The sequence below is a fragment of the Mariniflexile sp. HMF6888 genome (assembly GCF_044335535.1).
Taxonomy (GTDB): domain Bacteria; phylum Bacteroidota; class Bacteroidia; order Flavobacteriales; family Flavobacteriaceae; genus Mariniflexile.
This window is the reverse complement of sequence record NZ_JBIQVZ010000001.1, coordinates 649684-676162: the sequence shown is the minus strand read 5'-3', so window position 1 is coordinate 676162 and position 26479 is coordinate 649684. Positions and strand designations below refer to the sequence as shown.

Below are 26479 nucleotides of genomic sequence, written 5' to 3'. Positions count from 1 at the left end.
TTCCGCCTTCGCGGAAATAAAAAAAATGATTTTCAATGAAAAAATTAGTAATAGCATATAGTGGCGGATTAGACACATCATATTGTGCCGTAAGTTTATCTAAAAAGTTTGATGTACATGCGGTGAGCGTAAATACAGGTGGATTTACAAAAGCCGAAATTGAGCATATAGAATCGAACGCCTACAAAATGGGTGTTTCAACCTATAAGAATATTGATGCTGTAGCGACATTTTATCAAAAAGTAGTGAAGTATTTAATTTTTGGTAATGTGTTAAAAAACAACACCTATCCGCTTTCTGTTAGTGCCGAACGTATTATTCAGGCTATCGAAATTGTTGAGTATGCTAAAAGTATAGGTGCCGAATATATTGCACATGGTAGTACAGGCGCAGGAAACGACCAAGTGCGTTTCGATATGATTTTTCAAACATTGGCTCCGGAAATCCAAATCATTACGCCAATTAGAGACGAGAAATTAACCAGACAAGAAGAAATTGACTATTTAAAAGCCAATGGGATTGATATGTCTTGGGAAAAAGCAAAATACTCGGTTAACAAAGGACTTTGGGGAACCAGTGTTGGCGGCTCTGAAACCTTAACCTCAGATAAACCATTGCCAGATAGCGCCTACCCTTCGCAATTAAAGCATGCTGAAGAAGAAAAAGTAAAATTAACTTTTGAAAAAGGCGAGTTGGTTGCTGTAAACGGTATTGAAAACGATCCTGAAATTAATATTGAAACCCTAAATAATTTGGCTAAAGCTTATGCTATTGGTAGAGATATTCATGTGGGTGATACGATTGTAGGTATTAAAGGGCGTGTTGGTTTTGAAGCACCTGCGGCATTAATTACCATTAAAGCACATCACCTGTTAGAAAAACACACGCTTACTAAATGGCAATTACAACACAAAGAATATTTAGCGAGTTTCTATGGCATGCATTTACACGAAGGGCAATATTTAGATCCAGTGATGCGTAATATTGAAGCTTTTTTACAGAGCAGTCAAGAAATGGTAACTGGCGATGTGTTTGTAACATTAAAGCCATATCATTTTAACTTAGATGGCATTAGTTCTGAACACGATTTAATGAATGCTAAGTTTGGTAGCTATGGTGAAGAAAATAGAGGTTGGACAGCAGATGAAGCTAAAGGATTTATAAAAATCTTTGGAAATCAAAATAAAATATATCATCAAGTAAATTCTTAAAAAATGATTCAAGTAGGTATTATTGGAGGTGCTGGTTATACAGCTGGTGAACTAATTAGATTGTTAATTAATCATCCAGAAGCTGCTATTGACTTTGTGTACAGTACATCCAATGCTGGAAATAACATTAGCAGTGTGCACCAAGATTTATTTGGTGACCTAGATTTAAAATTTACCAACACCATCAATCCACATGTAGATGTACTATTTTTATGTTTGGGTCATGGAAACTCTGTGAAATTTTTATCGGCTAATGCATTTTCTGAAAATACAAAGATTATTGATTTAGGAAACGATTTCCGTCTTGAAAAAGATAAAGTGTTTCATGATAAAACCTTTGTTTACGGCTTACCGGAATTACAAAGAGACGCCATTAAAAAAGCAAATTATATAGCAAATCCAGGATGTTTTGCAACAGCTATTCAATTGGCGTTATTGCCACTTGCTGAAAAAGGATTGCTAAATAACGATGTGCACATCAATGCAGTAACAGGCGCTACTGGTGCGGGAACATCATTATCTGAAACCTCACATTTTCCATGGAGAGATAATAACTTTTCGTATTACAAACCGTTTACACATCAGCATTTAGGTGAGATTAATCAATCGGTTAATCAATTGCAAAGCAGTTTTGATTCTGAAATTTTATTTATGCCAAATAGAGGGAATTTTTCAAGAGGTATTTTTGCAACAGTTTACACTAATTTTGAAGGCAGTTTAGAAGAGGCAAAAGATGTATTTAAAACATTTTATAATGATGCTAAATTCACGTTTGTTTCAGATGAGGTGTTGCATTTAAAACAAGTGGTTAACACAAATAAGTGTTTAATCCATTTACATAAACACAATAATAAATTATTGGTAACAAGTATTATTGATAATTTATTGAAAGGAGCTTCAGGCCAAGCAATTCAGAATATGAATTTAATGTTTGGTTTGGATGAAACCACAGGGTTGCAGTTAAAAGCGACCTATTTTTAAACCCCAGCTAACCTTCCCAAAAGGAAGGGATTTATGTGGGTTTTTCCCTTTTTTCGGAGGAATTAGGGGAGGAAAATAATTAAAAATAATGACTAACAACCAATAACGACACTATGAAAATAGCTATTATAGGAACAGGAAACTTAGGAAGCTCTATTGCAAAAGGGCTGATTAAAAATAAAACGTTTACGTCTTTATACTTAAGCGATAAGAATACGACGGCTGTAAATAGTTTTAATTCGGTAGATAATGTTACTGTTACCAGTGATAATATATTAGCTGTAGAACAATCGGATATGGTAATATTCGCTTTGCAACCAAAACATATCAATGCGGTGTTAGAAAGTGTTGCTTCTAAGATTACCGCTAATCATGTGGTTATTTCGGTGGCTGCAGGTGTTGATATTGCTAGAATTGAAGGTATTCTAGGGAAAGATAAAAACATCATTCGTGTGATGCCAAATACGGCTATTTCTATTGGTAAATCCATGACTTGTATTGCAGCCAATGACAAAGCGCAAGATAAGGTGGCTTTAGCTCAAAATATATTTAACCAATTAGGAACAACCATGGTAATTCCTGAAGATTTGGTGCAAGCAGCAACCGTTATTTGTGCCAGTGGTATTGCATTTTGGATGCGCCTTGTGCGTGCTACAACGCAAGGTGCCATACAATTAGGTTTTGAAGCAGAACAGGCACATGAATTAGCTACACAAACGTGTTTTGGGGCCGCCAGTTTGTTACTGGAATCAGGAAGACATCCAGAGCAGGAAATAGACCGCGTAACAACTCCAAGTGGTTGTACTATTGAAGGTTTAAATGCCATGGAGCACCAAGGATTGAGTTCCGCCTTAATACAAGGTATTGTGGCTTCGTTTGAAAAAATTAATCAAATTAAAAAGAATTAAAATGCCATTATTTGACGTTTATCCATTATATAATGTAACTCCAGTTTCTGGAAAAGATATGCACGTTTACGACGATGCAGGAGTTGAATATTTAGACCTTTACGGAGGTCATGCCGTAATTTCTATAGGGCATTCGCATCCCAATTATGTAGAAGCCGTTACCAATCAAGTTTCTAAACTTGGATTTTATTCCAATGCGATTCAAAATCCGTTGCAGGTTGCATTAGCTGATAAAATTGAAAAATTATCAGGTTGTAAAGATTATGAATTGTTTTTGTGCAATTCGGGTGCTGAAGCCAATGAAAATGCTTTAAAGCTAGCTTCGTTTAAAACAGGTAAAGCACGAGTTATCGCTTTTAATAATGGGTTTCATGGGCGTACATCGGCAGCGGTGGCAGTAACTGATAATAAAAACATTGTAGCCCCCATCAATGCACAACAACAAGTCACTTTTTTGGCTTTGAATGATGTTGAAGGTGTTAAAAGAGAATTAGAAAAAGGTGATGTTTGTGCGGTTATTGTAGAATTTATTCAAGGGGTTGGCGGATTAGACCAAGGAACTGCCGAGTTTTTTGAGCAAGTAGACGCACTTTGTAAAGCGAACAATACCTATTTTATTGCTGATGAGGTGCAATCGGGTTACGGACGTTCCGGGAAATTCTTTGCGTTTCAGTATTACAATGTAACACCGGAAATTATTTCAATTGCTAAAGGTATGGGGAATGGTTTTCCGATAGGAGGCATTTTAATACATCCAAGTATTGAAGCAAAACACGGTATGTTGGGTACCACATTTGGCGGAAATCATTTAGCCTGTGCGGCAGGGTTAGCGGTTTTAAATACGATTGAAGATGAGAAATTGATAGATAATGTCAATGACATTTCAGCATATTTTATTAGCATCGCTAAAACAATTCCGCAGATAAAAACTATTAAAGGAAAAGGATTAATGATTGGATTGGAATTCGATTTTGAAGTTGGAGAGCTAAGGAAAAAGCTTATTTATGAGCATCATGTTTTCACCGGTGGCGCTTCAAACAAAAAGTTAATTAGAATTTTACCACCATTAACCATTAAAAAAGCACATGTAAATCAATTTTTTGAAGCACTTAAGAAAACTCTAGAGCCAATAGAAGTTGAGAAATAGAAAGAAGTTTCAAAGTAACAGAGTTTCAAAGTATCAAAGTTTCAAAGTTTCAAAGTAACTGAGAAACAGAGTGCCTAAGAGTAAAAGTATCAAAATCTAACAGGCAGACAATTTTACAGCTAAGCAGCTCACTAACTTTGTAACTTTGCAGCTTTGAAACTTTGTAACTCAAAACAAAAAAACAAAAAAATGAATACTTTATTAAACATAGAAACAAGAAACGACGTATTACTTAAAATGGCAACACTTTTAGATTCTGAAAGAGCCGCTATTATTAAGATTAACAAAGCCGATTTAGATGCTTATGATGGTGCTGATATTTCTATGTACGACCGTTTAAAAGTAGATGATTCCAAAGTGGATGAAATGATTGCTTCGGTAACACATTTAGCAGCACAAAGAGATCCTGTAGGTATTGAACGCTTTAGTTTTAAGCATGATAACGGGATGCAAGTTTACAATAAAACAGCTTCTTTTGGAACGGTGTTGATTATTTATGAATCGAGACCAGATGTGACAGTCGAGGCCGCAGGAATCGCTTTTAAATCGGGAAATAAAATTCTATTAAAAGGAGGGAAAGAGTCTTTAAAATCTAATTTAAAAATAGTTGAATTGTGGCATCAAGCATTGAAAGAACATGGTGCTTCAACCGATTGGGTTGAATATCTACAATTCAACAGAACGGAGACACAGGCTTTTTTAGAAAATCCAACCCAAAAAGTGGATTTAATAGTACCTCGTGGAGGCGAGCGTTTAATTGCTTTTGTTAAGCAACATGCTACATGTCCGGTAATTATCAGTGGACGAGGAAATAACTTTGTGTATGTTCACAAAGACGCAGACCAACAAATTGCTTTAAACGTGATTATCAATGCGAAAACAGCTAAAATTTCAGCATGTAATGCTTTAGATAAGGTGTTGATTGATGAAAATCTACCAAATAAAGAAGCTTTTATTAAAGCTTTGATTTCTAAATTAAAAGAATTTAAAGTACAGATTTTAGGTGATGAAGCCATTTCAAAATTTGAAGGTGTTGAAGCCATTGAGTCTGATGATATCTGGTATGAGGAATTTTTAGATTATAAAATTGCTATGGCTGAAATAGATTCTAATGAAGCTACGATCGCTATGATTAATAAATATTCTGGTGGTCATTCATCTTCTATTATCACAACAAATAACGATGTTGCTGAAACTTTTATGGCCAATGTAGATACAGCGGCGGTTTATCATAATGCATCTACTCGTTTTACCGATGGTAGCCAATTAGGTTTAGGTGGTGAGCTGGCAATCAGTACCGATAAATTACACCAAAGAGGCCCTATCGGGTTGGAACATTTGGTAACCAATAAATGGTATGTTCATGGCAATGGACAAATAAGATAAGCATGCAAAAGAAAAAAAGAATATTGCTAAAAGTAGGTTCTAATACCCTTACTAAAGAAACGGATAACATCTCTAGAGGTAAGATTGAAGATATGGCGAATCAAATCGCTCATTTACAAGATACTTGCGAGTTCATTATTGTAAGTTCGGGAGCTATTGCCGTGGCAAAACAGTTTGTGAAACTGGAAAGCAAAGGCAAAGATATTAATGTGAAGCAAGCATTGGCATCTATTGGCCAGCCACATTTAATTCGCATCTATCAAGAAATTTTTAGAGAAGCGGGGTTGTTGACGTCGCAGTGTTTGTTGTCGTATTCCGATTTTGAAAGGGAACAAAGCCGAACAAATATTGTAAACACTATTAATGTTTTGGTCAATAATAATTATATTCCAATCATTAATGAAAATGATACCGTTGCCACCGACGAGATTAAGTTTGGAGATAACGATAAATTAGGGGCATTAACAGCGTCTCTTTTAAAAGCAGATTTGTTTATTATTGCTACCAATACAAACGGTATTTATACCAAGGAATCTATGGAGAATGGCACACCAAAAACCATTGAAGTAGTTGAAGATTTTGAGGAGTTGTTAAAGCAGGTAGTAAGTTCAAAATCGTCGCACGGAAGCGGCGGTATGCAATCTAAAATTGAAGCCGCTGAAGTAACAAAAAAAGCAAATATAGAAACATGGATAGTAAACGGATTGGAAGATAATTTCATAGTAAATGCTATGAATAACAAAGCACCGTTTACTAAAATAAAATAATCCTGCAAGGTTTAAGATAGTCCAGCAAGGTTTTATAAACCTTGTAGGTATAAAAACTTTGTAGGTGTAAAAAGAAACAACAGCAAGATGAAACATTATACCTCCATACACGATATAGATAATATCCATTCATGGATTGAGGAAGCTAAAGCATTAAAAGCAAATCCGCTTAAGCATATTGATTTAGGAAAACATAAAACCATTGGATTATTGTTTTTTAATTCTAGTTTGCGTACGCGTTTAAGTACCCAAAAAGCAGCGTTAAATTTAGGCATGAATCCTATTGTGATGAATGTTTCCGGTGATGCTTGGGGTATTGAGTTTGGAGATGGCACCATTATGAATGGAAACACCGCAGAGCATATTAAAGAAGCCGCTGCTGTAGTATCCCAATACTGCGATGTTATTGCGGTAAGAGCGTTCCCAACGTTAACAGATAAAGCAAAAGACGAAAGTGAGCATGTACTTAAATCGTTTGTAAAATATGCCACTGTGCCCATTGTGAATATGGAAAGCGCTACGGGTCATCCGCTTCAAGGGCTTACCGATGCCATTACTATTTCAGAACATGCCAAAACAGCCAAGCCTAAAGTAGTTTTAAGTTGGGCGCCACATATAAAATCATTACCGCACGCTGTAGCGAATAGTTTTGTACAAGCCATGCAAAAAATGGATGTGGAGTTTGTAATAACACATCCAGAAGGGTATGAGTTAAATCCGGAAATCACAGGAAAAACCCCAATAATTCACAGTCAAGAGGACGCTTTTAAAAATGCCGATTTTGTATATGTAAAAAACTGGAGCAGTTATAACGATTATGGAAAAGTATTGAACACCGATCCCAATTGGATGATTACAAAAGCAAAATTGGGCCATGCTAAATTTATGCACTGTTTACCTGTAAGACGAAATGTCATTGTTGAAGACGCTGTTTTAGATAGTGATAGCTCTATTGTTATCCAACAAGCCAACAATAGAACCTATGCTGCGCAATTGGTACTTAAAAAGATACTTGAAAATTTGTAAATGAATTGTCAGGTTGAGCGCAGTCGAAACCTATTAAAATAAAGATGAAAGAAAAACTATCCATAGTAAAAATAGGAGGAAATATTATTGAAGACGATGTGTCTTTAAGCGCATTTCTAAAACTATTTGCTAATTTAAAAGGAAAGAAGATTTTAGTACATGGTGGTGGAAAACGAGCTACCAGTATGGCATCAAAATTAGGTATCGAATCTAAAATGGTCAATGGCAGACGCATCACCGATGCCGAAACTTTAGAAGTAATTACCATGGTTTATGGTGGATTGGTGAATAAAAATATCGTAGCACAGTTACAGGCATTACAAGTAGATGCCATTGGGTTAACGGGTGCCGATATCAACAGTATCTCATCAGAAAAAAGACCCGTAAAAGAGGTGGATTTTGGTTTTGTGGGCGATGTTAAAAAAGTAGCTCATAAGTCTATCGACAAACTAATTCAGGCAGATTTCACCCCTGTGTTTTGTGCCATAACGCATGATGGTAACGGACAATTATTAAACACCAATGCAGATACCATTACCTCCCAAGTAGCTGTTGGTATGAGCAAACTTTACGAAACATCTATTTATTATTGTTTTGAATTGGATGGTGTTTTAAAAGATATCAACGATAAAAATTCAGTTATAAAGCATATCGATTCTAAGGTGTATTCAGAATTATTGGAGCAAGGCATCATTGCAGATGGCATGCTGCCAAAGTTAGAAAACTGTTTCGATGCTTTAAACCATGGTGTAAAAACCATAAATATGGGAAACACAGCTATGTTAACCCAAGAAAATGATAATTTTACAAGAATAACTCTATAATATGGCGTTACAAGAATTAACAAACAATGCGATTGCACTATTAAAACAATTAATAGAAACACCGTCTTTTTCTTCAGAAGAAGATCAAACCGCATTGCATATTGAAACTTGGTTTAAGCGATATAACATCGATTATAAACGAACAAAAAACAATGTTTGGGCTGTTAACAAGCACTTTGATGCTAGCAAACCAAATATGTTGCTTAATTCGCACCACGACACTGTAAAACCTAATACAGCTTATACAAAAGATCCCTTTAAAGCCATTGTAGAGGACGGTAAACTATATGGTTTAGGAAGTAACGATGCGGGTGGTTGTTTGGTGTCGTTAATAGCTACATTTACATATTTTTACAATCATAAAGATTTAAAATATAATTTAATTTTAGTTGCTTCAGCAGAAGAAGAAAGCAGTGGTCCGGATGGATTAAATAGTATGCTGAAAATTATTCCTAAGATTGATGTGGCGATTGTGGGCGAACCAACTCAAATGAATTTAGCTGTTGCTGAAAAAGGCTTGGTTGTTTTTGATGCCAAAGTAAAAGGAACGGCGAGTCATGCAGCACACCCAAATGACGATAATCCCATTTATAAAACCATTGAAACATTGCAATGGTTTAAAGATTTGAAGTTTGAAAAAAGTACGGAAGCATTGGGTGATGTGAAATTAACGGTTACCCAAATCAATGCCGGAAAGCAGCATAATGTAGTGCCAGCCGACGTGGAATTGGTCATTGATGTTCGTGTTAATGATGCCTATACGAATGCCGAAATTGCAGAATTTTTACAGAAAAATGCACCATGTTCCAGTATTGTACCTCGTAGTTTGCATTTAAACTCCTCGTCTATACCCGTTGAACACCCATTGGTGCAAGCAGGAATCGCCATGGGTAGAACGATGTATGGCTCACCAACATTATCAGATCAGGCCTGGTTGTCATGTAAATCTTTAAAATTAGGACCTGGTGATAGTCCACGTTCACATTCAGCAGACGAATTTATTTATTTGCATGAAATTGAAGAAGGGATTAAAATTTATGTTGAATTGTTGAATCGAGTGATAATTCCTGCGTAGGCAGGAATCTCTTTTTGTAAGGCAATTAAGAAATGAATGTCACCCTGAGCGGAGTCGAAGGGTCAACAAAATGAATAATAACTGTCAGGTTTTAAAAATTGGCAGTTGGGAAATAAAATGATAATTCCTGCGTAGGAAGGAATCTATAAGAGAGAACATTTCAATTTTTTAAGTAGAGAAAACTCAAAATCTAATGAAATAAAAAAAGCCGAAACGGTTTTTAAATTAAAGTATTAACAAAAAAATGAAGGTGGAGATTTCTGCCTTCGCAGAAATTTATGAAACTCTGGGATAAAGGTATATCAATAGATAAAAAAATAGAGCAATTTACTGTTGGAAACGATAGGGAAATTGATATTCATATAGCTAAATACGATGTAATTGCATCAAGAGCTCATGCTAAAATGCTTCAAAAGATTGGCATTCTTACTGCCAATGAATTGATCGAGTTATTAGGAGGTTTGAAAAAATTAGAAACCCAAATAGATAATGGCACTTTTGTAATCGATCCACAGTTTGAAGATGTGCATTCTAAAATAGAATTTGAATTGACTAAATCGTTAGGAGAAGTCGGTAAAAAAATCCACACGGCGCGCTCTAGAAATGACCAAGTTTTAGTGGCGTTGCAATTATATTACAAAGAGAATTTAGGCATTGTGAAACAGAAAACACAAACCCTTTTTGAAACTCTTTTAGGTTTAGCAGATACCTACAAAGACAAAGTACTTCCTGGATATACACACCTTCAAGTGGCCATGCCATCATCTTTTGGGTTGTGGTTTTCGGCATATGCTGAGGTTTTAATAGACGATGTGTATTTGCTGAATGCAGCTTTAAAAACCGTCGATCAAAATCCGTTGGGTTCTGCTGCGGGATACGGAAGTTCATTTCCAATAGATAGGGAGTTTACCACTAAAGAGATGAATTTTGCAACCCTAAAATACAATGTGGTTGCGGCGCAAATGAGTCGTGGTAAAAGCGAACGGACCATTGCGGCTAGTTTAGGAAGTTTATGCAACACCATGGGGCGTTTTGCTATGGATGTGTGTTTGTATATGAGTCAGAATTTTGGTTTTATTTCCTTTCCAGATGAATTAACAACGGGTAGTAGCATCATGCCACACAAAAAGAATCCAGATGTTTTTGAATTGATTCGTGGTAAATGCAATAAAATCCAAGCGTTACAAACCGAGATGCTTTTAATAACCAATAATTTACCAAGTGGTTACCACCGCGATTTTCAGTTGTTAAAAGAAAATATGATCGCTGCTTTTGAAGATATTAAAGACATTTTGGATATTTTCAATTTCTCGATTCAGCAAGTTATTGTAAAAGATGTTGATGTCAATAACGATTTGTACAAATATCTTTTTACGGTTGATAACATTAACACGCTTGTTGTAGAAGGGCAAAGTTTTAGAGAAGCATATCAAAAAATTGGTGGTGAAGTACAAAATGGAACATACAAACCTGATACGTCTAAAAAACACACCCATGTAGGGAGTATTCATAATTTGTGTTTAGATAAAATTAGAAACAAATTTCCTGAATAAATACTTCCTATTTATATACAATAAATGCACACCTCAGTAGAAATAAAGCAATCGCCATTACACGGAAAAGGCGTTTTTGCAACGCGAAATATTGCTAAAGGCGAACTATTAGTTGCGAGCCACATGGCACTTATTCATGTAAATGAAAACTTGCCAGAAGTTTTGGCAACCCTTCAGTTTCCTTGGACGGAGGAATATGATGCTATTTGTATAAGCGATGCAGGGAGTTTTTTTAATCATAGTAGTCAGCCAAATGCCAATGTTGACGGGCGTGATTTTGATAACTTAATCCAAACATTTGTAGCAAAAACAGATATTGTGAAGGGGGCTGAAATTACCATTTACTACAACGATGCTTTTGAAGATTTTGTTAAGGGTTTACCTAGATAATCAATTGCAATAGTGTGAATCTTTCTCCGAAAATCTTTTGGTAAACGATAAGTCGATTGCCGCAGTAAATAAATTTGCTTCGAAATGGCGTAAAAAACTAGTAAAGATGCAAAGATATTGCGTTAGAGATTATACTCATGCCCGCTCCCGCTAAGCTCCGGCTTAGTGGCGGTAAGAGTAAGCGATAAAAAAATAAAAAGCTTTTATAGCAATATGGCGGCTTTTTCATGCATTAAAGCAAGGTTTTTACTACAAATTAATGCTTGCTTTATGTTTATTCGCTTCGTTAGTGGATTATTGGGATGGAGGGGTGCGAAGTCGGGAGACTTCGCACAGCAACTACACAGCAACTACGCACAGCAACTACCAAATAATACACATTAAAAAAGCGCACTTGTTAAAATGCGCTTTTATGGACTATCCCGAAAGTTTTTAAATTTTGGTGACTAACTCAAATAATTAAATGATTGTGGACTGCCCTAAATGTATATTGGTAAAGTTTAAATTGGTTTCATCTGGATTGTTTATAAAATCTTCAATGAAATCGCCAACTTTTGTGGTGGTAATGTTATCGTACTTTGTGTTTAAATCGGGTGTGGTAATATGTAATTTTAATGATTTATCGACACCTTCTCTTACTAATGCTGCTTCGTCATCCAATCCAAAATGATCTAATAGCATGGCTGCTGCCAAAATGGATGCTATAGGGTTTGCGATGCCTTTGTTGGCTACTTTTGAGTAAGCTCCATGTATGGGCTCAAACATAGCGTGCTTGTCTCCTAGAGACGCTGAAGCCAGTAAACCAATGGAACCTACAATGACGCTGGCTTCTTCCGATAGGATGTCGCCAAACATGTTTTCGGTTAAAATAACATCAAATTGTCTTGGGTTCATGATGAGTTCCATAGCGGCATTGTCGATATACATAAAATGCAATCGAACATTTGGGTATTGTGGTGCTAATTCTTGCACGACTCTACGCCATAATCTGGAGCTTTCTAGAGCATTGGCTTTATCAACCAAGGTTAATTTGCGTTTTCTGGATTGAGCTGCTTTAAATGCTAAATGGGCAATGCGTTCAATTTCAAAACGGGTATATTCGCAAATATCGGATGCCGTATTGCCGTCGTCGCTTAATTTTTTCTCACCAAAATAAATGCCTCCAGTAAGCTCGCGGTAAATAAGAATATTGGTATTGCTTATTTGTTTTTTCTTTAAAGAAGATTTGTTAAGTAAGTCTTCGTAAGCAATTACAGGTCTTATATTGGTATATAGTCCTAAGGATTTACGCAATCGTAAAAGCCCTTGTTCGGGTCTTATTTTGGCGTAAGGGTCTAAATCGAACGCTGCATTTCCTATGGCACCGAATAAGATAGCATCGGCATTTTCACAAATGCTAATGGTTTCTTCTGGTAATGGGTTTCCTGTTTTTTCTATAGCGCTAGCACCAACTAAAGCATGTTGAAATATAAATACATGGTTAAACTCCATAGCAATAGCTTTCAAGACCTTTTCGGCTTGTGCTATAACTTCTGGACCTATGCCATCGCCTGGTAAAACGGCTATATTTAATTTCATAATCTATTAAGCAGAAATAATTTCCTTATATAATTTACTGTTCTCTATAATGTAATGAATATCGTTATCATCAACTTCTTTCTTATTATCGGCAAAATCCAAGAAATTTAAATAGATTTCATCCAATTGAAGTTTTGTTAATTCGTATCCAACATTCTTTGCTCTATATGCTAATGCAGCACGCCCACTTCTTGCAGTTAACACAATAGCGGATTCGGTGACGCCAACATCTTTTGGGTCTATAATTTCGTAAGTTTCACGGTTTTTAATCACACCATCTTGATGGATTCCAGAGCTATGGGCAAAGGCGTTAGCCCCAACAATAGCTTTGTTTGGTTGTGTATAAATACCCATACTTTCCGATACCAATTGGCTAATGCCGTAAAGCATTTCTGTTTTGATATGGGTATCTAAATTTAAATACGGGTGTTGTTTTAAAATCATGACGACTTCTTCCAAGGCAGTATTTCCTGCACGCTCACCAATACCGTTTATGGTACATTCAATTTGGCGGGCACCATTAATAACGCCTTCTATGGAGTTGGCTGTAGCCAATCCTAGATCGTTATGGCAGTGACATGATAAAATAGCCTTTTCAATACCTTTTACGTTTTCTTTTAGATACTTAATTTTAGCACCATACTCGTGTGGTAAACAGTAACCAGTAGTATCTGGAATGTTTAAAACGGTAGCACCGGCTTTAATAACAGTTTCGCAAACGCGTGCTAAATATTCATTATCGGTTCTTCCAGCATCTTCAGCATAAAATTCTACATCTTCAACAAAAGATTTTGCGTAACTTACCGCCTTAAAAGCACGGTCAAGAATGGCATCTCTATTTGAGTTGAATTTGAATTTTATATGAGAATCAGAAGTTCCAATTCCAGTATGGATTCGTGGCGTTTTAGCGTATTTTAATGCTTCGGCAGCTACTTTTATATCGTTTTCAACAGAACGGGTTAAACCACAGACTGTTGCATGCTTAACAATTTTAGAAATGGCTTCAACCGATTTAAAATCGCCAGGACTTGATACAGGGAAACCGGCCTCAATAATATCAACACCTAACAAATCAAGCTGTTCAGCAATGATTAATTTTTGTTCAGTGTTTAGTTTGCAGCCTGGGACTTGCTCGCCATCGCGAAGCGTTGTGTCAAAAATTTGGACGTTAGTATTAGACATTTAATAAAATAAATTTTTCTTTTGTATTACGAATGTATATTTTGGTTTCCTTAAATGATAATGCAACTCACTTTTTTTACGATGTTTAACTTGAATATAGTTTAGTTAAATAATTGAAAATCAAATTATTAACAAGGTTTTTATAACTATGACAAAAGAGCAAAAAGATAATTTGTTTGTATTGGTAAAGTCGCTTTCTAAGTCTGAAAAGCGCCAATTTAAACTTTATGTTGGACGATTAGGGGTTAATGAAGATTCAAAATTTTTGACGCTTTTTAATATTTTAGAAAAACTTTCGACTTACGATGAAGCTGCAATTCTTAAAAAAGGAATTGTAAAAAAAGAGCAGCTATCTAATTTAAAAGCACATTTGTACAAGCAAATATTAATTAGTTTACGGTTAAACCCGTCACATCAAAATGTGAGGATTCAAATCCGTGAACAGTTAGATTTTGCAACCATTTTATACCACAAAGGCTTATATAAACAAAGCTTAAAAATATTAGATAAGGCTAAGAATTTAGCTATTGCCAACGAAGAAAAAAATGTGGCATATGAAATTGTTGAACTGGAAAAAGTTATTGAATCCCAGTATATTACAAGGAGTTTAAGTAATAGAGCCGATGAGTTATCTATACAAGCCAAAGAGCTAAGCCAACAAAATGTATTGGCAAGCAAATTATCTAATTTATCGCTTCAATTGTACGGTTTGTTTTTAAAAACAGGCTATGTAAAAAACGATAAAGAAAGTAAACGTGTTATCAAATATTTTAACGCAAGACTTCCAAAATATGATATAAATACCTTGGGTTTCCGAGAAAAATTGTGGTTATACAAAGCCTATTTATGGTATAGTTTTTTAACGGTTGATTTTTTGTCTTGTTATAAATATGCCACAAAATGGGTGGAGCTTTTTTATGAGAACAAGGATCAAATTATCCTAAATCCAGTCTTTTTTTTAAGAGGAAATCATTATTTATTGGAAGCATTATTTTATTTAAGACATTACGAAAAATTTAAAGAGTCGTTAATACGATTGGAAACCATTACCAAAGAGAAATGGTTCCCTTTTGATGATAATATTGATGGTTTAACGTTTCTCTATGTTTATAATAATAAATTCAATCTTCATTTTATTGAAGGCAGCTTTAAGGAAGGTTTGCCACTAGTTGATGAAGTTTTACATCGGTTAAAAGATTATAGCGACAGGATTGATGAACATCATATTATGGTGTTTTATTACAAAATAGCGAGTATGTATTTTGGTGCTGGCGAAAATAAAAAGTGTATTCAATATTTAGAAAAAATAATAAGTAACAAAACCCTGCAAATGCGAGAGGATTTATTATGTTTTTCAAGAATATTGAATCTGGTTGCGCATTACGAAGCAGGAATGGACTATAATTTAGATGTGCTAATTCGTAGTACCTATAAGTTTTTGATTAAAATGGAAGACCTATATGATGTACAAAAGGAGTTTATTAAATTCTTAAGAGGTTTGGGTGATATTTATCCAAATGAAGTTAGAAACGAGTTCATTAAACTTCATAAGAAACTTAAGGAATTTGAACACGATCCATACCAAAGCCGTGCCTTTTTGTACTTAGATATTATATCGTGGTTAGAGTCTAAAATTGAAAATAAACCAATTGCTTTAGTCATTCAAAGCAAGTTTCATGGCATGCGTTCTAACAAGTAAAACTTAAACAAAATAGCTAAAAGCTCAAAAGTTTTTAAAAAATTTATTGAAAAAAATTAGGATTTTAACTTTTTCTAACTGAATATTTGCACTCACAAAGTTCAATAACTTACTGAAATGTTATCAAGAAAGGCGGAGGGATTAGACCCTGTGAAGCCTTAGCAACCCTTTACCTGTAAAGAAGGTGCTACATTCTACCCGAAAGGATAGATAACCAAAAAAAAATTACTTGTCCGTAATTTAGTTTTCTTTTTAACATTTTTCTATTAAGTACATCAAGTTTTGATGCATTTGGCTTTTGGTTTAATCGTGAATAAATCCATAAATGCATAGCATTTAGGGTTCTTTTGAAATTGTCATTCTTGCAAAAGCGGAAGACTTAAATTAACTCAAAAAATTAGAAAAATGAGTACATTAAAATTAGCAACCAACGTATTACATGCAGGGCATGATGTTACTGCAAACGCTGGAACTAGAGCAGTTCCTATTTATCAAACAACATCGTATGTTTTTAATGATTCCGATCATGCAGCGAATTTATTTTCGTTAAAAGAGTTAGGCTTTATTTACACAAGACTTAACAATCCAACGAACCAAATTTTACAAGAACGTTTAGCTGCTGTAGAAGGTGGTATTGGAGCTGTTGTTTTTGCTTCTGGAACGGCAGCCATTTCAACAGGTTTATTAACGTTGTTAAAAGCGGGCGACCATATTGTGGCATCTAGCAGTTTATATGGCGGAACTTATAATTTATTAAAAGTTACCTTGCCTAGATTAGGTATAACAACCACGTTTGTTGATGCTGATAATCCAGATAATTTTGCAACAGCAGTGCAAGATAATACCCGAGCTTTTTTTGTAGAATCTTTAGGAAATCCAAAATTGGATGTGTTGGATTTGGAAGCTATTGCAAAACATTCAAAAGCAGCTGGAGTCCCATTTATTGTAGACAATACAGTGGCAACACCAGCATTATTAAATCCAATAAAACATGGAGCGAATATTGTTATCCATTCATTAACAAAATATATTGGTGGACAAGGAACATCGTTAGGAGGTGCTATTATTGACGCTGGAACTTTTGATTGGACGAATGGTAAATTCCCGGAATTTACACAACCTTCAGCTGGTTATCACGGTTTGGTATATAGTGAAGCGCTAGGTGCTGCAGCTTATACGTTCAAATTAATATTAGAAGGTTTAAGAGATTTTGGTGGAGCTTTAAGTCCGTTTAATGCGTTTCAAATCATTCAAGGTTTAGAAACCTTACCAGTTAGAATAAAACAGCATAGTGAAAATGCATTGGAATTAGCCAAATGGTTAGAAGAACAAGACGAAGTAGCTTGGGTAAATTATCCAGGCTTAGAATCAAGTAAATACAAAGCCTTATCAGATAAATATTTGTCAAAAGGACAAAGCGGAATTGTTACCTTTGGGGCAAAAGGAGGTTTTGATGCTGCCAAAGCGATAGCCGATAATTCAAAATTATTTTCATTATTGGCAAATATTGGTGATACAAAATCACTTATTATTCACCCAGCAAGTACAACACATCAACAATTAACTGAAGCAGAGCAGGATGCTGCAGGAGCACCAAAAGATTTAATACGTTTGTCTGTGGGTATTGAAGATATAGACGATTTAAAAGCCGATTTAAAAGAAGCGTTTAAAACAATTAAATAATTAGTTCTGTTGAAAAAAGCATTGCAACATATCATTATCAAGGATTACATTACGGAAAGTAAAATATCTATTTCTGAAATCAAATTAAGCTATCAGCTATTTGGTAAGGCTTTAGGGACTGCACCTGTGGTATTGGTTAACCATGCGTTAACAGGGAATAGTAATGTAGCTGGCAAAAATGGCTGGTGGACAGATTTGGTAGGCGATGATAAAGTCATCGATACCAAGCTCTACTCGGTTTTGGCTTTTAACATTCCGGGCAATGGATTTGATGGTTTTGTTATTGAAAACTATAAAGATTTTGTGGCGAGAGACATTGCTAAATTATTTTTAATTGGTTTAAAAGAATTAAAAGTAGAAAAGCTATTTGCTCTTATTGGTGGTTCATTAGGTGGGGGTATTGCTTGGGAAATGGCCGTTTTAAATCCAGATATTACCGAAAATTTGATACCTGTTGCAACCGATTGGAAATCGACGGATTGGCTTATAGCCAATTGCCAAATTCAAGAACAATTTTTATTAAATTCCAGAAATCCGGTGCACGATGCCAGAATGCATGCCATGTTATGTTACCGTACGCCAGAATCATTTAATAAGCGTTTTCAGCGTTCCAAAAATGTAGAGTTGGAAATTTTTAATGTGGAGAGTTGGTTGCTGCATCATGGTAATAAATTACAGGAACGTTTTCAGCTTTCAGCTTATAAGTTGATGAATCAGTTGTTAAAAACGATTGATGTTACTAAAAACAGACCAACCGATTTTAATGTATTGGAAAACATACACGGTAACATTCATATTATTGGGGTTGACTCCGATTTGTTTTTTACAGCCGAGGAAAACAGGCAAACACATAAGCAATTGGCAGTGTCAAATCCCAATGTGACTTACAATGAGATACATTCGGTTCATGGGCATGATGCCTTTTTAATGGAATACGAGCAATTAGAAAAAATAGTAGAAGGCATTTTTGTGCCAAGTTCTAAAAAAAGACGCATGAAAGTATTAAAGTTTGGAGGGAAATCGTTAGCAAACGGCGAAGGGTTGAACACCGTTATTTCAATTATTGAAAATAAGGTAAAAGAAGGTGAAAAAATTACGGTAGTGGTTTCGGCAAGAAGCTCTGCAACCGACGATTTAGAAGATATTTTAAATAAAGCAGCCAAAGGACATCCTTATAAAGAAATCTTACAGGTATTTAAAAATTATCAAACGGAACCTTTAAAAGAGATTGATTTTTCAAAAGAATTTTCAGTTTTAGATAAACTTTTTGAAGGCGTTAGTTTATTAGGTGATTATAGTGAAAAAACCAAAGATGAAATTTTAGCACAAGGCGAATTGCTTTCAGTGAAACTTATTTCAGCTTTATTAAATAAGAAAGGCATAAAAGCGTCTTCGGTTGATTCTAGAGAGTTAATTAAAACTGATGGATCTTTTGGTAATGCACAACCTATTTTACAATTATCGAAAGATAACGTCAAGACCTTTTATAAAAATAGTGGTAAAGATGTTGTAAATGTTGTAACAGGGTTTATTGCTTCAAACGCTAAAAATGAAACCACGACGTTGGGTAGAAACGGTAGTAATTATACGGCTGCTTTACTGGCTAATTATCTAGATGCAGAAGAATTGCAAAATTACACCCATGTAAATGGTATTTATACGGCCAATCCCGATTTGGTTGAAGATGCTAAAAAAATAAGGGAATTATCATTCAGTGAAGCCAATGAGTTAGCAAACTTTGGAACCACCGTTTTACATGCTAAAACCATCATTCCATTGGTTGAGAAAAATATCAATCTTCGTATTTTAAATACTTTTAACCCTGAAGATGAAGGGACTTTGATTACGGCGAAACCAAATTCAAAAGAAGTCACCTCTTTATCTGTTTTAGATAATGTGGCGTTATTGAATTTAGAAGGTCGTGGTTTGTTAGGGAAAAGTGGTGTAGATGCTCGAATTTTTGGTGCATTGGCGAAACATAATATTAGTGTTAGCATTATTTCCCAAGGATCTTCAGAACGTGGTATAGGATTAATAATTAATGCCGACGAAGCCACCCAAGCGGTTATTGCCTTAGAGCGTGAGTTTGAAAATGATTTCTATTCGCAAGATGTCAATAAAATTGGTGTAGTTGACGATGTGTCGGTTATTTCCATTATTGGTATTGAATTAAGTTCATTCCATAAACCATTCAACGCCCTTATAAAAAACCAAATAACACCATTATTATTTAATAATACGGTTACAGGAAAAAATGTGAGTTTGGTTGTTAAAAAGAATCAATTACATAAAGCCATGAATGTGATTCATGGTGAGATTTTTGGGATTTCAAAAAAAATAAACATTGCCATTTTTGGACACGGTGGTGTGGGTAGTGCCTTAATTAATCAGATTTTAAAATCGAAAGGCGATATTGAAAAGCGAAAAGGAATTAATTTAAACGTGTTTGCTATTGGTAACTCTAAAAAACTGCTTTTAAACAAAAAAGGTGTTGATGGAAATTGGAAAGAAGCTATAAAAGCATCGCAGTTAAAAAGTTCTATAGAAGATGTTATTGCTTTTGCAAAAACACATCATTTAGAAAATTTAATAGCTGTAGATAATACAGCAAGCCCAAGTTTTCATAATAATTATGTGCCGTTGGTAGAAGCTGGTTTCGATTTGGTGTCATCAAACAAAATAGCCAATACGATTTCGTATCAGTTTTATGACGATTTACGAACCCAATTAAAAGCACATAATAAACAGTATTTATACGAAACCACCGTTGGTGCAGGCTTGCCTTTAATTGATACTATTAAATTGTTACACGAATCGGGTGAAAATATTACCAGAATTCGAGGTGTGTTTTCAGGAACTTTAAGCTATTTGTTTAATAATTTCTCTGTACAGGACAAACCATTTAGTGCCATTGTACAAGAAACTATTGATAAAGGTTTTACCGAACCCGATCCAAGAGAAGACTTTTCAGGAAATGACGTTGCTAGAAAATTATTAATTTTGGCAAGAGAGCTGGATTTGCAAAATGAGTTTGAAGATGTTTCGGTTCAAAATTTAATCCCTGAAGCTTATAGAAATATTTCAGTAACCGAATTTTTAAGTCAACTGAATGTTTTGGATGAAGAATTTCAAAAGATAAAAGAAGCTCAAAAACCGGGTTATGTATTGAGGTATATTGGTGATTTGTCGGGCGATTTATCAAAAGACAAAGGTAATTTAGAAGTGAAATTAGTATCTATTCCGGGTGATAGTACTTTAGGTCAGATAAAAGGAAGTGATGCTATTTTTGAAATATTTACAGAGTCGTATGGTGAGCAACCTATAGTCATTCAAGGTGCTGGAGCAGGAGCAGAAGTTACTGCCAGAGGCGTTTTTGGAGACATTTTAAGGTTGTCTAAACATATTAATTAATTCCCGCGCAGGCGGGAATCTGTCAACAGCCACTAATACACTAATTTATTCAATAAATTAATTATTAGTGTCCCGATAGGTATCGAGAAGAATTCATAAAAATTATTAACTGTCATACTGAGCGCAGTCGAAGTGATATTTTAATCTAAAAAATTAGCTACCAATTTCACTTATTAAATTCGTGTATTAGTGGCAAAAAAGAGAAAACATGAGCAAGGAAAGAAAACAATTTGAAACTTTGGCCATAAGAACGCAGTCTGAAACCACCCAGTTTTCAGAGCATTCGGTACCTTTATATATAACATCAGGATTTATTTTTGACGATGCTGAGGAAATGAGGGCGTCTTTTGCTGAAGAAAAACAGCGCGATTTGTACAGCCGTTATAGCAATCCGAATGTAAACGAATTTGTAGATAAAGTTTGTTTAATGGAAGGAGCAGAAGCTGGTTTTGCTTTTGCAAGTGGAATGGCTGCTGTATTTTCAACATTTGCAACGTTATTAGATGCAGGCGATCATGTGGTGTCATGTAGTTCTGTATTTGGAGCGACCCATGGTCTGTTTACAAAATACTTTCCAAAATGGAACATTGAGTACTCTTATTTTAATGTCAATGAGGTTGAAACCATAGAAGGATTAATTAAACCAAATACCAAGTTTCTTTATGCAGAAACACCAACCAACCCAGGGGTTGATGTGTTGGATTTAGAATATTTGAGCGCCATTTGTAAAAAGCACAATATATTGTTGGTAGTTGACAATTGCTTTGCGACACCATATTTACAAAATCCTATAAAGTTTGGAGCTGATTTAGTGATTCATTCAGCCACCAAATTAATGGATGGACAGGGGCGTGTGTTAGGAGGAATTACAGTTGGTAAAAAAGAATTGATTCGAGACATATATCTGTTCTCAAGACTCACAGGTCCTGCAATGAGTCCTTTTAATGCATGGGTATTGTCAAAATCTTTAGAAACGTTGGCTGTTAGAACTGAAAAGCATTGTGAAAATGCCTTAAAATTGGCAACATATTTAGATGAACATCCTAAAGTAAAATGGGTGAAATATCCATTTTTAAAGTCCCATCCTAAGCACGACATTGCAAAGAAACAAATGCGATTAGGCGGGAATATTATAGCGTTTGAGGTAGAAGGTGGTCTAGAAGGTGGGAGATCTTTTTTTGATGCTATTAAAATGTGTTCGCTATCCGCCAATTTAGGAGATACAAGAACTATTGTAACGCATCCGGCAAGTACGACACACGCAAAGGTTGAACCAGAAGTGAAAGCTGCATCAGGTATTACGGATGGTATGGTGCGTGTCTCTGTAGGATTGGAACATATCGATGATATTATTGCAGATTTAAAGCAAGCTTTGAATTAATTAAAATGAGGATTTTTACAGTAGATTCATTTACAGATAAGGCTTTTAAAGGAAATCCTGCGGCTGTTTGTGTTTTGGATAAACCGCTTACTGAAGCCGCTTACATTGATATAGCACAGGAGATGAATCTTTCTGAAACGGCTTTTGTGTATGAAGAAAAAGGGCGCTACCGACTTAGATGGTTCACGCCAACCCAAGAAGTAGACCTTTGTGGACATGCTACACTTGCAACGGCCAGAATTCTTTTCGAGAAATTCAACGTATCTAAAGACGTTCTTGAATTCAATACTAAAAGTGGACTGTTGACGGTGAAAAAAAAGGGTAATCAGCTGGAAATGGATTTTCCTTTGGGCAAAACACAAGCTATTGAACCAGAAGATGCTTTATTGGAAACATTTTTAAGGGAAAAACCATTAGCTATTGAAACAAATGACGATTGGTGTTTGGTTGAGGTCAACCACAGCGATACTGTTAGGGATTTATCCCCTAAATTTGAACTACTGCTAAAGCACCAAAAAAAGAAATTTATCATCACAGCCAAATCTTCTGAGGTGGAGTACGATTTTATTTCACGATTTTTTACACCAGATTTTGGCATTGACGAAGATCCTGTTACAGGTTCTGCACATTGTTATTTGGCAAATTATTGGAGTGGGAAACTGTCTAAAAGCACACTCATAGGTTATCAAGCTTCAAAACGTGGCGGTGTGGTAGCATGTGAGGTTTTAAATAATGATAGGGTGCTTTTAAGAGGGGATTGTGTTATCATGGCAGAGCTTTTAGTGATGGGGGATTGGAGTAAGTAGATGGTGTTATTGCGGATTTGGAATAATATTTAGGAAGCTTTATTTACTGTCGAAAAGTAAAAATATATTGATTTGACTCTTTTCTGGAACAATCTAAAGGTATTAAAGCGTTTGAAAAGTTACTTTATAAATAGGACTTTTAAATGTTTGTGATAGAATTCGTTTAAACTTTTTACAATTGACCATTGGCTTGTCTTTATTCGTTTAATTGTTGAATTGGTTCTTGACCATAAACTATTGGTTAGTGACTATTTTTATTGTTTATTTAGGTCTTCGACAAGCCACCTAATATTCCTTCCCTTAACTTAATGACATTCCCATATCCTTGCTATACAACTCAAAAAGCCTTTAGCCGAGCATAGGGAGGAGTGTAAAAATAACCTAGCGGCTTATTTTAGCGAACGAGCCAGCTTGTTCAAGGATGTTTTTCGTTTCAATCAAAAAAAATGCAGATGAGTTCATTGTATTGCAGATTTTGAGTAAATCCTAAATAACTAGACATAATTATTTTTTTGTAAGTAAAAAGCACTTATATTTGCGTATTAATTCTCCTTGAAGAATTATTAATAGCAAAAAATACTTATTATTTTTGTGCTATAAAGCTTATGAACAAAACCTACAATGTTTTAATTATTGACGATCATCAAATAATTATTAATGCTTTCAAAAATGCTTTAGCATTAGTTGAAAAAGATTCAGAGAATATTAAATTTAAGATTGATGAAGCAAAATGCTGTCAATCTGCTTTTGAAAAAATTAGATGTGCTTCAAAATCAAAGGATATTGACTTATTCTTTTTAGACCTTAGTTTACCGCCTTCACCGACAGATGGAATGTTTTCGGGTGAAGATTTAGGGGTCGCCATCCTTAAATATTTTCCCGATGCAAAAATAATTGTATGTACAAGTTATAATGATAATTTAAGATTAAACAATATAATAAAAACTATTAATCCTAATAGCTTACTTGTAAAAGGGGATATTGATTCTAAAGATATAATTAAATCCATTAAAGACACTTTAGACAATCAAATATCTTATAGCCAAACAGTTCTTGATTTTTTAAGAAATAAAGTATCTAGTCCAGTTGTTCTTTGTGATTATGATATTCAAATATTATATGAAATTTCTAATGGAGCTAGAATGAAAGATTTAGTTAAATTAATACCCCTATCTAAAGCTGCGATAGAAAAAAGAAAGAGAAAAATAAAACTTTTGTTTAATATAGATGATGATAGTGATAGAAAGCTTATACTGGCGGCACGTGAAAAGGGATTTATTTGAACATTTCTTTTAGTTGAGATGTATTCATTTTGCTTACTTTTTTTATGGTTTTTAATTTCATGTATTGTTGACTAATAAATAGTTTGCCGTTTTTAAAAGCGGAAGCCGAAAAGCTAGTAGAGTAGGCAAACATTTAAAATTTATAATTATGAGTAAATTATCATTAGACGCTCTTAAAGAAAGAGCAGAAGCTGTAGCTTCGGAAGATTTATTAAACTCCATTTCTGGTGGAACGGAAAATGCTTGTCATGATGAGGGTGGAGGATTCTGGGCTGCTGTTGGTAGTGCTATTTTTGGCTATATGTCAACACCTCATTAATCTTATTATCTTAAATCTTGGAGGTAAAACTCCAAGGTTTTAAATTTAAAAATATGAAAACATTTTTATTAGATTTTAAAAATATATTGGTTAATCCAACATTATTTATAAATTTTTTTTTTAGTTGGAAACAAATAGCTAGTATTTTTAGTTATATCTTTTTAGGTTTAATTTTTTTTCTGTTACTAGGTTTTTTTTCTGTTTTTATTCATAGGATTTGGAATGTTCCTTTACCATATAAAAACATTAATATTTCTTTTTTTAACGCTGTTTTGTTAGCACCTATAATAGAAGAATTAAGTTTTAGGGCAATATTAAAAAAAAGCAAGATAAACTTCCTTTTTTTTATTAGTAGTTTCTCTTATTTAATTTTTGGTTATCTTTTAAAATATGATTTATTTGTTTATTACATAGTTTTATTGATAATAACACTTTTCTATGTATTTGTGAAAAAAAAGGTCGATTTCTTAGAGCCTTATAGTAAAAAGCAAGTTTTATATTTAGTTTATATTAGTTGTTTCTTTTTTGGTTTTGCTCATATCATAAATTATGATATTTCATTAAATATACTAATACCTCTATTAGCAATTCTTTTGTTTAAAGTGTTAGGTGCATTCTTTTTATCATTGTTGAGATTGAAATTTGGATTGATGGTTTCAATATTATTTCATTTTATTATTAATTTATCAGCTTTCATTATTTATAATAAATAAAATTTATGATTCTAACTAAGATAGGACTAATTAATACAATAAAATTACTCATATATAAAGAAAGTCCAGCTTTAATGAGAAAATTAAATTTTGAAGATGATAATTCTTTTTTAGAACCCTTGTTATTTTCATATTTCAATAGCAAAAAAGAGAATTTATTTCCAAAAGAAACTTTAAAAGAAATCCTTCAAGGTTATTTTCTAGTAAAAGAAAGAATAAAAGTCAAATACTCTTTCAATAAAAATGATATCGCATTTATCCCTGAAGTTGGATATTTTAAAAAAGGAGAAAACACTCCTTATGAATCTATTTTAAAAGAAGGTGATTTTGAAATTGTAAAAGAAATACACCCTACTCAAGAAAAATATTTTGTAGAATTTTATAAAGGTCACATTGAAAATCAAACCCCAGAGCAGAACTCTGTATGGGAAGCATATTCTAAAGAAGTATTTAAAGCAATAGAGATAATAAAAAAGCAGCTTCCTGATTTTTATAAGGAACTAACATTCGCTAACAAAAAAATATACCTTCATGATAACCCTAAAATATTAAATTTCACTTCAGTTGAAACATTAGGAATGCTTTATTTCTACGTGATTGGTAGCAGTAACTTGGTATATTTTATTGAAGAACTTATACATCAAGGGTCTCATAATTATTTATACTACGTACTACATAATAGGAAAGACTATTTTAAAATTGATGTAGATAATTTGGTCATGCGAGATTTTTCAAAACAACAATGGGATTATAGAAGTATTTATGGTGCTTTTCATGGCTTGTTTACAGTAACACAACGTGTTGAATGCTTTGATAAATTACTTATTAAAAATGTGTTTTCTGGAAGAGAAAAACATGAACTAATAGGGAGATTAATAGATCAATTTTCTCGTTTTAGAACAGGATTAGAGTTGTTAAATTTCAATGAGGTTTATACAGAAAAAGGGATTGCATTTTATAATCAGTTAGACAAAAAATGTGAATCTATATTAAAGAAGTATTCAAAATTTAAAAGCGAATTTGATTTAAGCAACAGAGATTTGGATTTTAGATATGATGATTTTTGTAAACTAAATCCGTTTGAAGATTTCTTAAAGAAAGACCAAAACAATTATTACCAATTTTAAGCACTACAAAAAAATGATTATAAAAATCA

At 34.1% G+C, this 26479-nt stretch carries 22 protein-coding genes and 1 riboswitch; of the genes, 20 read left to right on the top strand and 2 right to left on the bottom strand.

What is annotated here, in order from left to right; all coding sequences use genetic code 11:
- The first annotated feature begins 35 nt into the window (after nucleotides 1-35).
- From ACGLWY_RS03210 to ACGLWY_RS03160, 11 genes are all read left to right on the top strand, one after another.
- The gene (locus tag ACGLWY_RS03210; protein ID WP_396618224.1) at nucleotides 36-1211 is read left to right on the top strand and encodes an argininosuccinate synthase; all 1176 of its coding nucleotides are present in this window, start codon (nucleotides 36-38) and stop codon (nucleotides 1209-1211) included.
- A 3-nt stretch (nucleotides 1212-1214) separates the two neighbouring features.
- Nucleotides 1215-2192, top strand: coding sequence for an N-acetyl-gamma-glutamyl-phosphate reductase (argC, locus tag ACGLWY_RS03205; protein WP_396618223.1), 978 nt, complete (start codon nucleotides 1215-1217; stop codon nucleotides 2190-2192).
- A 113-nt stretch (nucleotides 2193-2305) separates the two neighbouring features.
- Nucleotides 2306-3100, top strand: coding sequence for a pyrroline-5-carboxylate reductase (proC, locus tag ACGLWY_RS03200; RefSeq protein ID WP_396618222.1), 795 nt, complete (start codon nucleotides 2306-2308; stop codon nucleotides 3098-3100).
- A 1-nt stretch (nucleotide 3101) separates the two neighbouring features.
- On the top strand, nucleotides 3102-4247 hold the full coding sequence (locus ACGLWY_RS03195) for an aspartate aminotransferase family protein (protein ID WP_396618221.1): 1146 nt from the start codon (nucleotides 3102-3104) through the stop codon (nucleotides 4245-4247).
- A gap of 153 nt (nucleotides 4248-4400) precedes the next feature.
- Nucleotides 4401-5633 (top strand): glutamate-5-semialdehyde dehydrogenase, encoded by a 1233-nt coding sequence (locus tag ACGLWY_RS03190; RefSeq protein ID WP_396618220.1) that lies wholly within the window; start codon nucleotides 4401-4403, stop codon nucleotides 5631-5633.
- Nucleotides 5634-5635: 2 nt separating this feature from the next.
- Complete coding sequence (proB, locus tag ACGLWY_RS03185; protein ID WP_396618219.1) at nucleotides 5636-6400, top strand: glutamate 5-kinase; 765 nt, start codon at nucleotides 5636-5638, stop codon at nucleotides 6398-6400.
- A gap of 87 nt (nucleotides 6401-6487) precedes the next feature.
- On the top strand, nucleotides 6488-7426 hold the full coding sequence (locus ACGLWY_RS03180; protein WP_396618218.1) for an N-acetylornithine carbamoyltransferase: 939 nt from the start codon (nucleotides 6488-6490) through the stop codon (nucleotides 7424-7426).
- Nucleotides 7427-7470: 44 nt separating this feature from the next.
- Entirely contained in the window at nucleotides 7471-8250 is a 780-nt protein-coding gene (gene argB, locus ACGLWY_RS03175) for an acetylglutamate kinase (protein WP_396618217.1), read from the top strand.
- 1 nt (nucleotide 8251) lies between these two features.
- On the top strand, nucleotides 8252-9325 hold the full coding sequence (locus ACGLWY_RS03170) for a M20 family metallo-hydrolase (RefSeq protein WP_396618216.1): 1074 nt from the start codon (nucleotides 8252-8254) through the stop codon (nucleotides 9323-9325).
- Nucleotides 9326-9603: 278 nt separating this feature from the next.
- Nucleotides 9604-10878, top strand: a complete 1275-nt coding sequence (gene argH / locus ACGLWY_RS03165) for an argininosuccinate lyase (protein ID WP_396618215.1) — start codon at nucleotides 9604-9606, stop codon at nucleotides 10876-10878.
- A 24-nt stretch (nucleotides 10879-10902) separates the two neighbouring features.
- Nucleotides 10903-11268: an SET domain-containing protein gene (locus ACGLWY_RS03160; protein ID WP_396618214.1), complete on the top strand. Its 366-nt coding sequence runs from the start codon at nucleotides 10903-10905 to the stop codon at nucleotides 11266-11268.
- A gap of 459 nt (nucleotides 11269-11727) precedes the next feature.
- Here the strand turns inward: ACGLWY_RS03160 and leuB are convergent, their stop codons facing one another.
- Together leuB and ACGLWY_RS03150 are read right to left on the bottom strand one after the other, a co-directional pair.
- The gene (gene leuB, locus ACGLWY_RS03155; protein WP_396618213.1) at nucleotides 11728-12846 is read right to left on the bottom strand and encodes a 3-isopropylmalate dehydrogenase; all 1119 of its coding nucleotides are present in this window, start codon (nucleotides 12844-12846) and stop codon (nucleotides 11728-11730) included.
- 6 nt (nucleotides 12847-12852) lie between these two features.
- Nucleotides 12853-14028, bottom strand: coding sequence for a 2-isopropylmalate synthase (locus tag ACGLWY_RS03150; RefSeq protein WP_396618212.1), 1176 nt, complete (start codon nucleotides 14026-14028; stop codon nucleotides 12853-12855).
- Nucleotides 14029-14176: 148 nt separating this feature from the next.
- Between ACGLWY_RS03150 and ACGLWY_RS03145 the strand changes: the two genes are divergently transcribed.
- From ACGLWY_RS03145 to ACGLWY_RS03105, 9 genes are all read left to right on the top strand, one after another.
- Complete coding sequence (locus tag ACGLWY_RS03145) at nucleotides 14177-15727, top strand: hypothetical protein (RefSeq protein ID WP_396618211.1); 1551 nt, start codon at nucleotides 14177-14179, stop codon at nucleotides 15725-15727.
- Between the two features lie 117 nt (nucleotides 15728-15844).
- A riboswitch (SAM riboswitch) is annotated at nucleotides 15845-15944 on the top strand.
- 188 nt (nucleotides 15945-16132) lie between these two features.
- Entirely contained in the window at nucleotides 16133-17410 is a 1278-nt protein-coding gene (locus ACGLWY_RS03140) for an O-acetylhomoserine aminocarboxypropyltransferase/cysteine synthase family protein (protein WP_396618210.1), read from the top strand.
- A gap of 9 nt (nucleotides 17411-17419) precedes the next feature.
- Nucleotides 17420-20821: a bifunctional aspartate kinase/homoserine dehydrogenase I gene (gene thrA, locus ACGLWY_RS03135; RefSeq protein WP_396618209.1), complete on the top strand. Its 3402-nt coding sequence runs from the start codon at nucleotides 17420-17422 to the stop codon at nucleotides 20819-20821.
- 208 nt (nucleotides 20822-21029) lie between these two features.
- Nucleotides 21030-22202, top strand: a complete 1173-nt coding sequence (locus ACGLWY_RS03130) for a trans-sulfuration enzyme family protein (protein WP_396618208.1) — start codon at nucleotides 21030-21032, stop codon at nucleotides 22200-22202.
- 5 nt (nucleotides 22203-22207) lie between these two features.
- Nucleotides 22208-23008: a PhzF family phenazine biosynthesis protein gene (locus tag ACGLWY_RS03125; RefSeq protein ID WP_396618207.1), complete on the top strand. Its 801-nt coding sequence runs from the start codon at nucleotides 22208-22210 to the stop codon at nucleotides 23006-23008.
- Between the two features lie 605 nt (nucleotides 23009-23613).
- A complete protein-coding gene (locus ACGLWY_RS03120) occupies nucleotides 23614-24291 on the top strand; it encodes a response regulator (protein WP_396618206.1) in 678 nt (225 codons plus the stop codon).
- Nucleotides 24292-24439: 148 nt separating this feature from the next.
- Nucleotides 24440-24610 (top strand): hypothetical protein, encoded by a 171-nt coding sequence (locus ACGLWY_RS03115; protein ID WP_396618205.1) that lies wholly within the window; start codon nucleotides 24440-24442, stop codon nucleotides 24608-24610.
- 53 nt (nucleotides 24611-24663) lie between these two features.
- Nucleotides 24664-25323 (top strand): type II CAAX prenyl endopeptidase Rce1 family protein, encoded by a 660-nt coding sequence (locus tag ACGLWY_RS03110; RefSeq protein WP_396618204.1) that lies wholly within the window; start codon nucleotides 24664-24666, stop codon nucleotides 25321-25323.
- Between the two features lie 74 nt (nucleotides 25324-25397).
- Nucleotides 25398-26450: a hypothetical protein gene (locus ACGLWY_RS03105; RefSeq protein WP_396618203.1), complete on the top strand. Its 1053-nt coding sequence runs from the start codon at nucleotides 25398-25400 to the stop codon at nucleotides 26448-26450.
- The last annotated feature ends 29 nt before the right edge of the window (nucleotides 26451-26479 follow it).

Bases quoted from the DNA above. Each gene is read 5' to 3' on its own strand.
- leuB (WP_396618213.1), bottom strand. From the start codon at position 12,846: ATGAAATTAAATATAGCCGTTTTACCAGGCGATGGCATAGGTCCAGAA.
- ACGLWY_RS03145 (WP_396618211.1), top strand. From the start codon at position 14,177: ATGACAAAAGAGCAAAAAGATAATTTGTTTGTATTGGTAAAGTCGCTT.
- argH (WP_396618215.1), top strand. From the start codon at position 9,604: ATGAAACTCTGGGATAAAGGTATATCAATAGATAAAAAAATAGAGCAA.
- ACGLWY_RS03130 (WP_396618208.1), top strand. From the start codon at position 21,030: ATGAGCAAGGAAAGAAAACAATTTGAAACTTTGGCCATAAGAACGCAG.
- proC (WP_396618222.1), top strand. From the start codon at position 2,306: ATGAAAATAGCTATTATAGGAACAGGAAACTTAGGAAGCTCTATTGCA.
- ACGLWY_RS03160 (WP_396618214.1), top strand. From the start codon at position 10,903: ATGCACACCTCAGTAGAAATAAAGCAATCGCCATTACACGGAAAAGGC.
- argC (WP_396618223.1), top strand. From the start codon at position 1,215: ATGATTCAAGTAGGTATTATTGGAGGTGCTGGTTATACAGCTGGTGAA.
- ACGLWY_RS03140 (WP_396618210.1), top strand. From the start codon at position 16,133: ATGAGTACATTAAAATTAGCAACCAACGTATTACATGCAGGGCATGAT.
- ACGLWY_RS03115 (WP_396618205.1), top strand. From the start codon at position 24,440: ATGAGTAAATTATCATTAGACGCTCTTAAAGAAAGAGCAGAAGCTGTA.
- ACGLWY_RS03105 (WP_396618203.1), top strand. From the start codon at position 25,398: ATGAGAAAATTAAATTTTGAAGATGATAATTCTTTTTTAGAACCCTTG.
- ACGLWY_RS03170 (WP_396618216.1), top strand. From the start codon at position 8,252: ATGGCGTTACAAGAATTAACAAACAATGCGATTGCACTATTAAAACAA.
- ACGLWY_RS03180 (WP_396618218.1), top strand. From the start codon at position 6,488: ATGAAACATTATACCTCCATACACGATATAGATAATATCCATTCATGG.
- ACGLWY_RS03120 (WP_396618206.1), top strand. From the start codon at position 23,614: ATGAACAAAACCTACAATGTTTTAATTATTGACGATCATCAAATAATT.
- ACGLWY_RS03195 (WP_396618221.1), top strand. From the start codon at position 3,102: ATGCCATTATTTGACGTTTATCCATTATATAATGTAACTCCAGTTTCT.
- proB (WP_396618219.1), top strand. From the start codon at position 5,636: ATGCAAAAGAAAAAAAGAATATTGCTAAAAGTAGGTTCTAATACCCTT.
- ACGLWY_RS03125 (WP_396618207.1), top strand. From the start codon at position 22,208: ATGAGGATTTTTACAGTAGATTCATTTACAGATAAGGCTTTTAAAGGA.
- ACGLWY_RS03110 (WP_396618204.1), top strand. From the start codon at position 24,664: ATGAAAACATTTTTATTAGATTTTAAAAATATATTGGTTAATCCAACA.
- ACGLWY_RS03150 (WP_396618212.1), bottom strand. From the start codon at position 14,028: ATGTCTAATACTAACGTCCAAATTTTTGACACAACGCTTCGCGATGGC.
- argB (WP_396618217.1), top strand. From the start codon at position 7,471: ATGAAAGAAAAACTATCCATAGTAAAAATAGGAGGAAATATTATTGAA.
- ACGLWY_RS03210 (WP_396618224.1), top strand. From the start codon at position 36: ATGAAAAAATTAGTAATAGCATATAGTGGCGGATTAGACACATCATAT.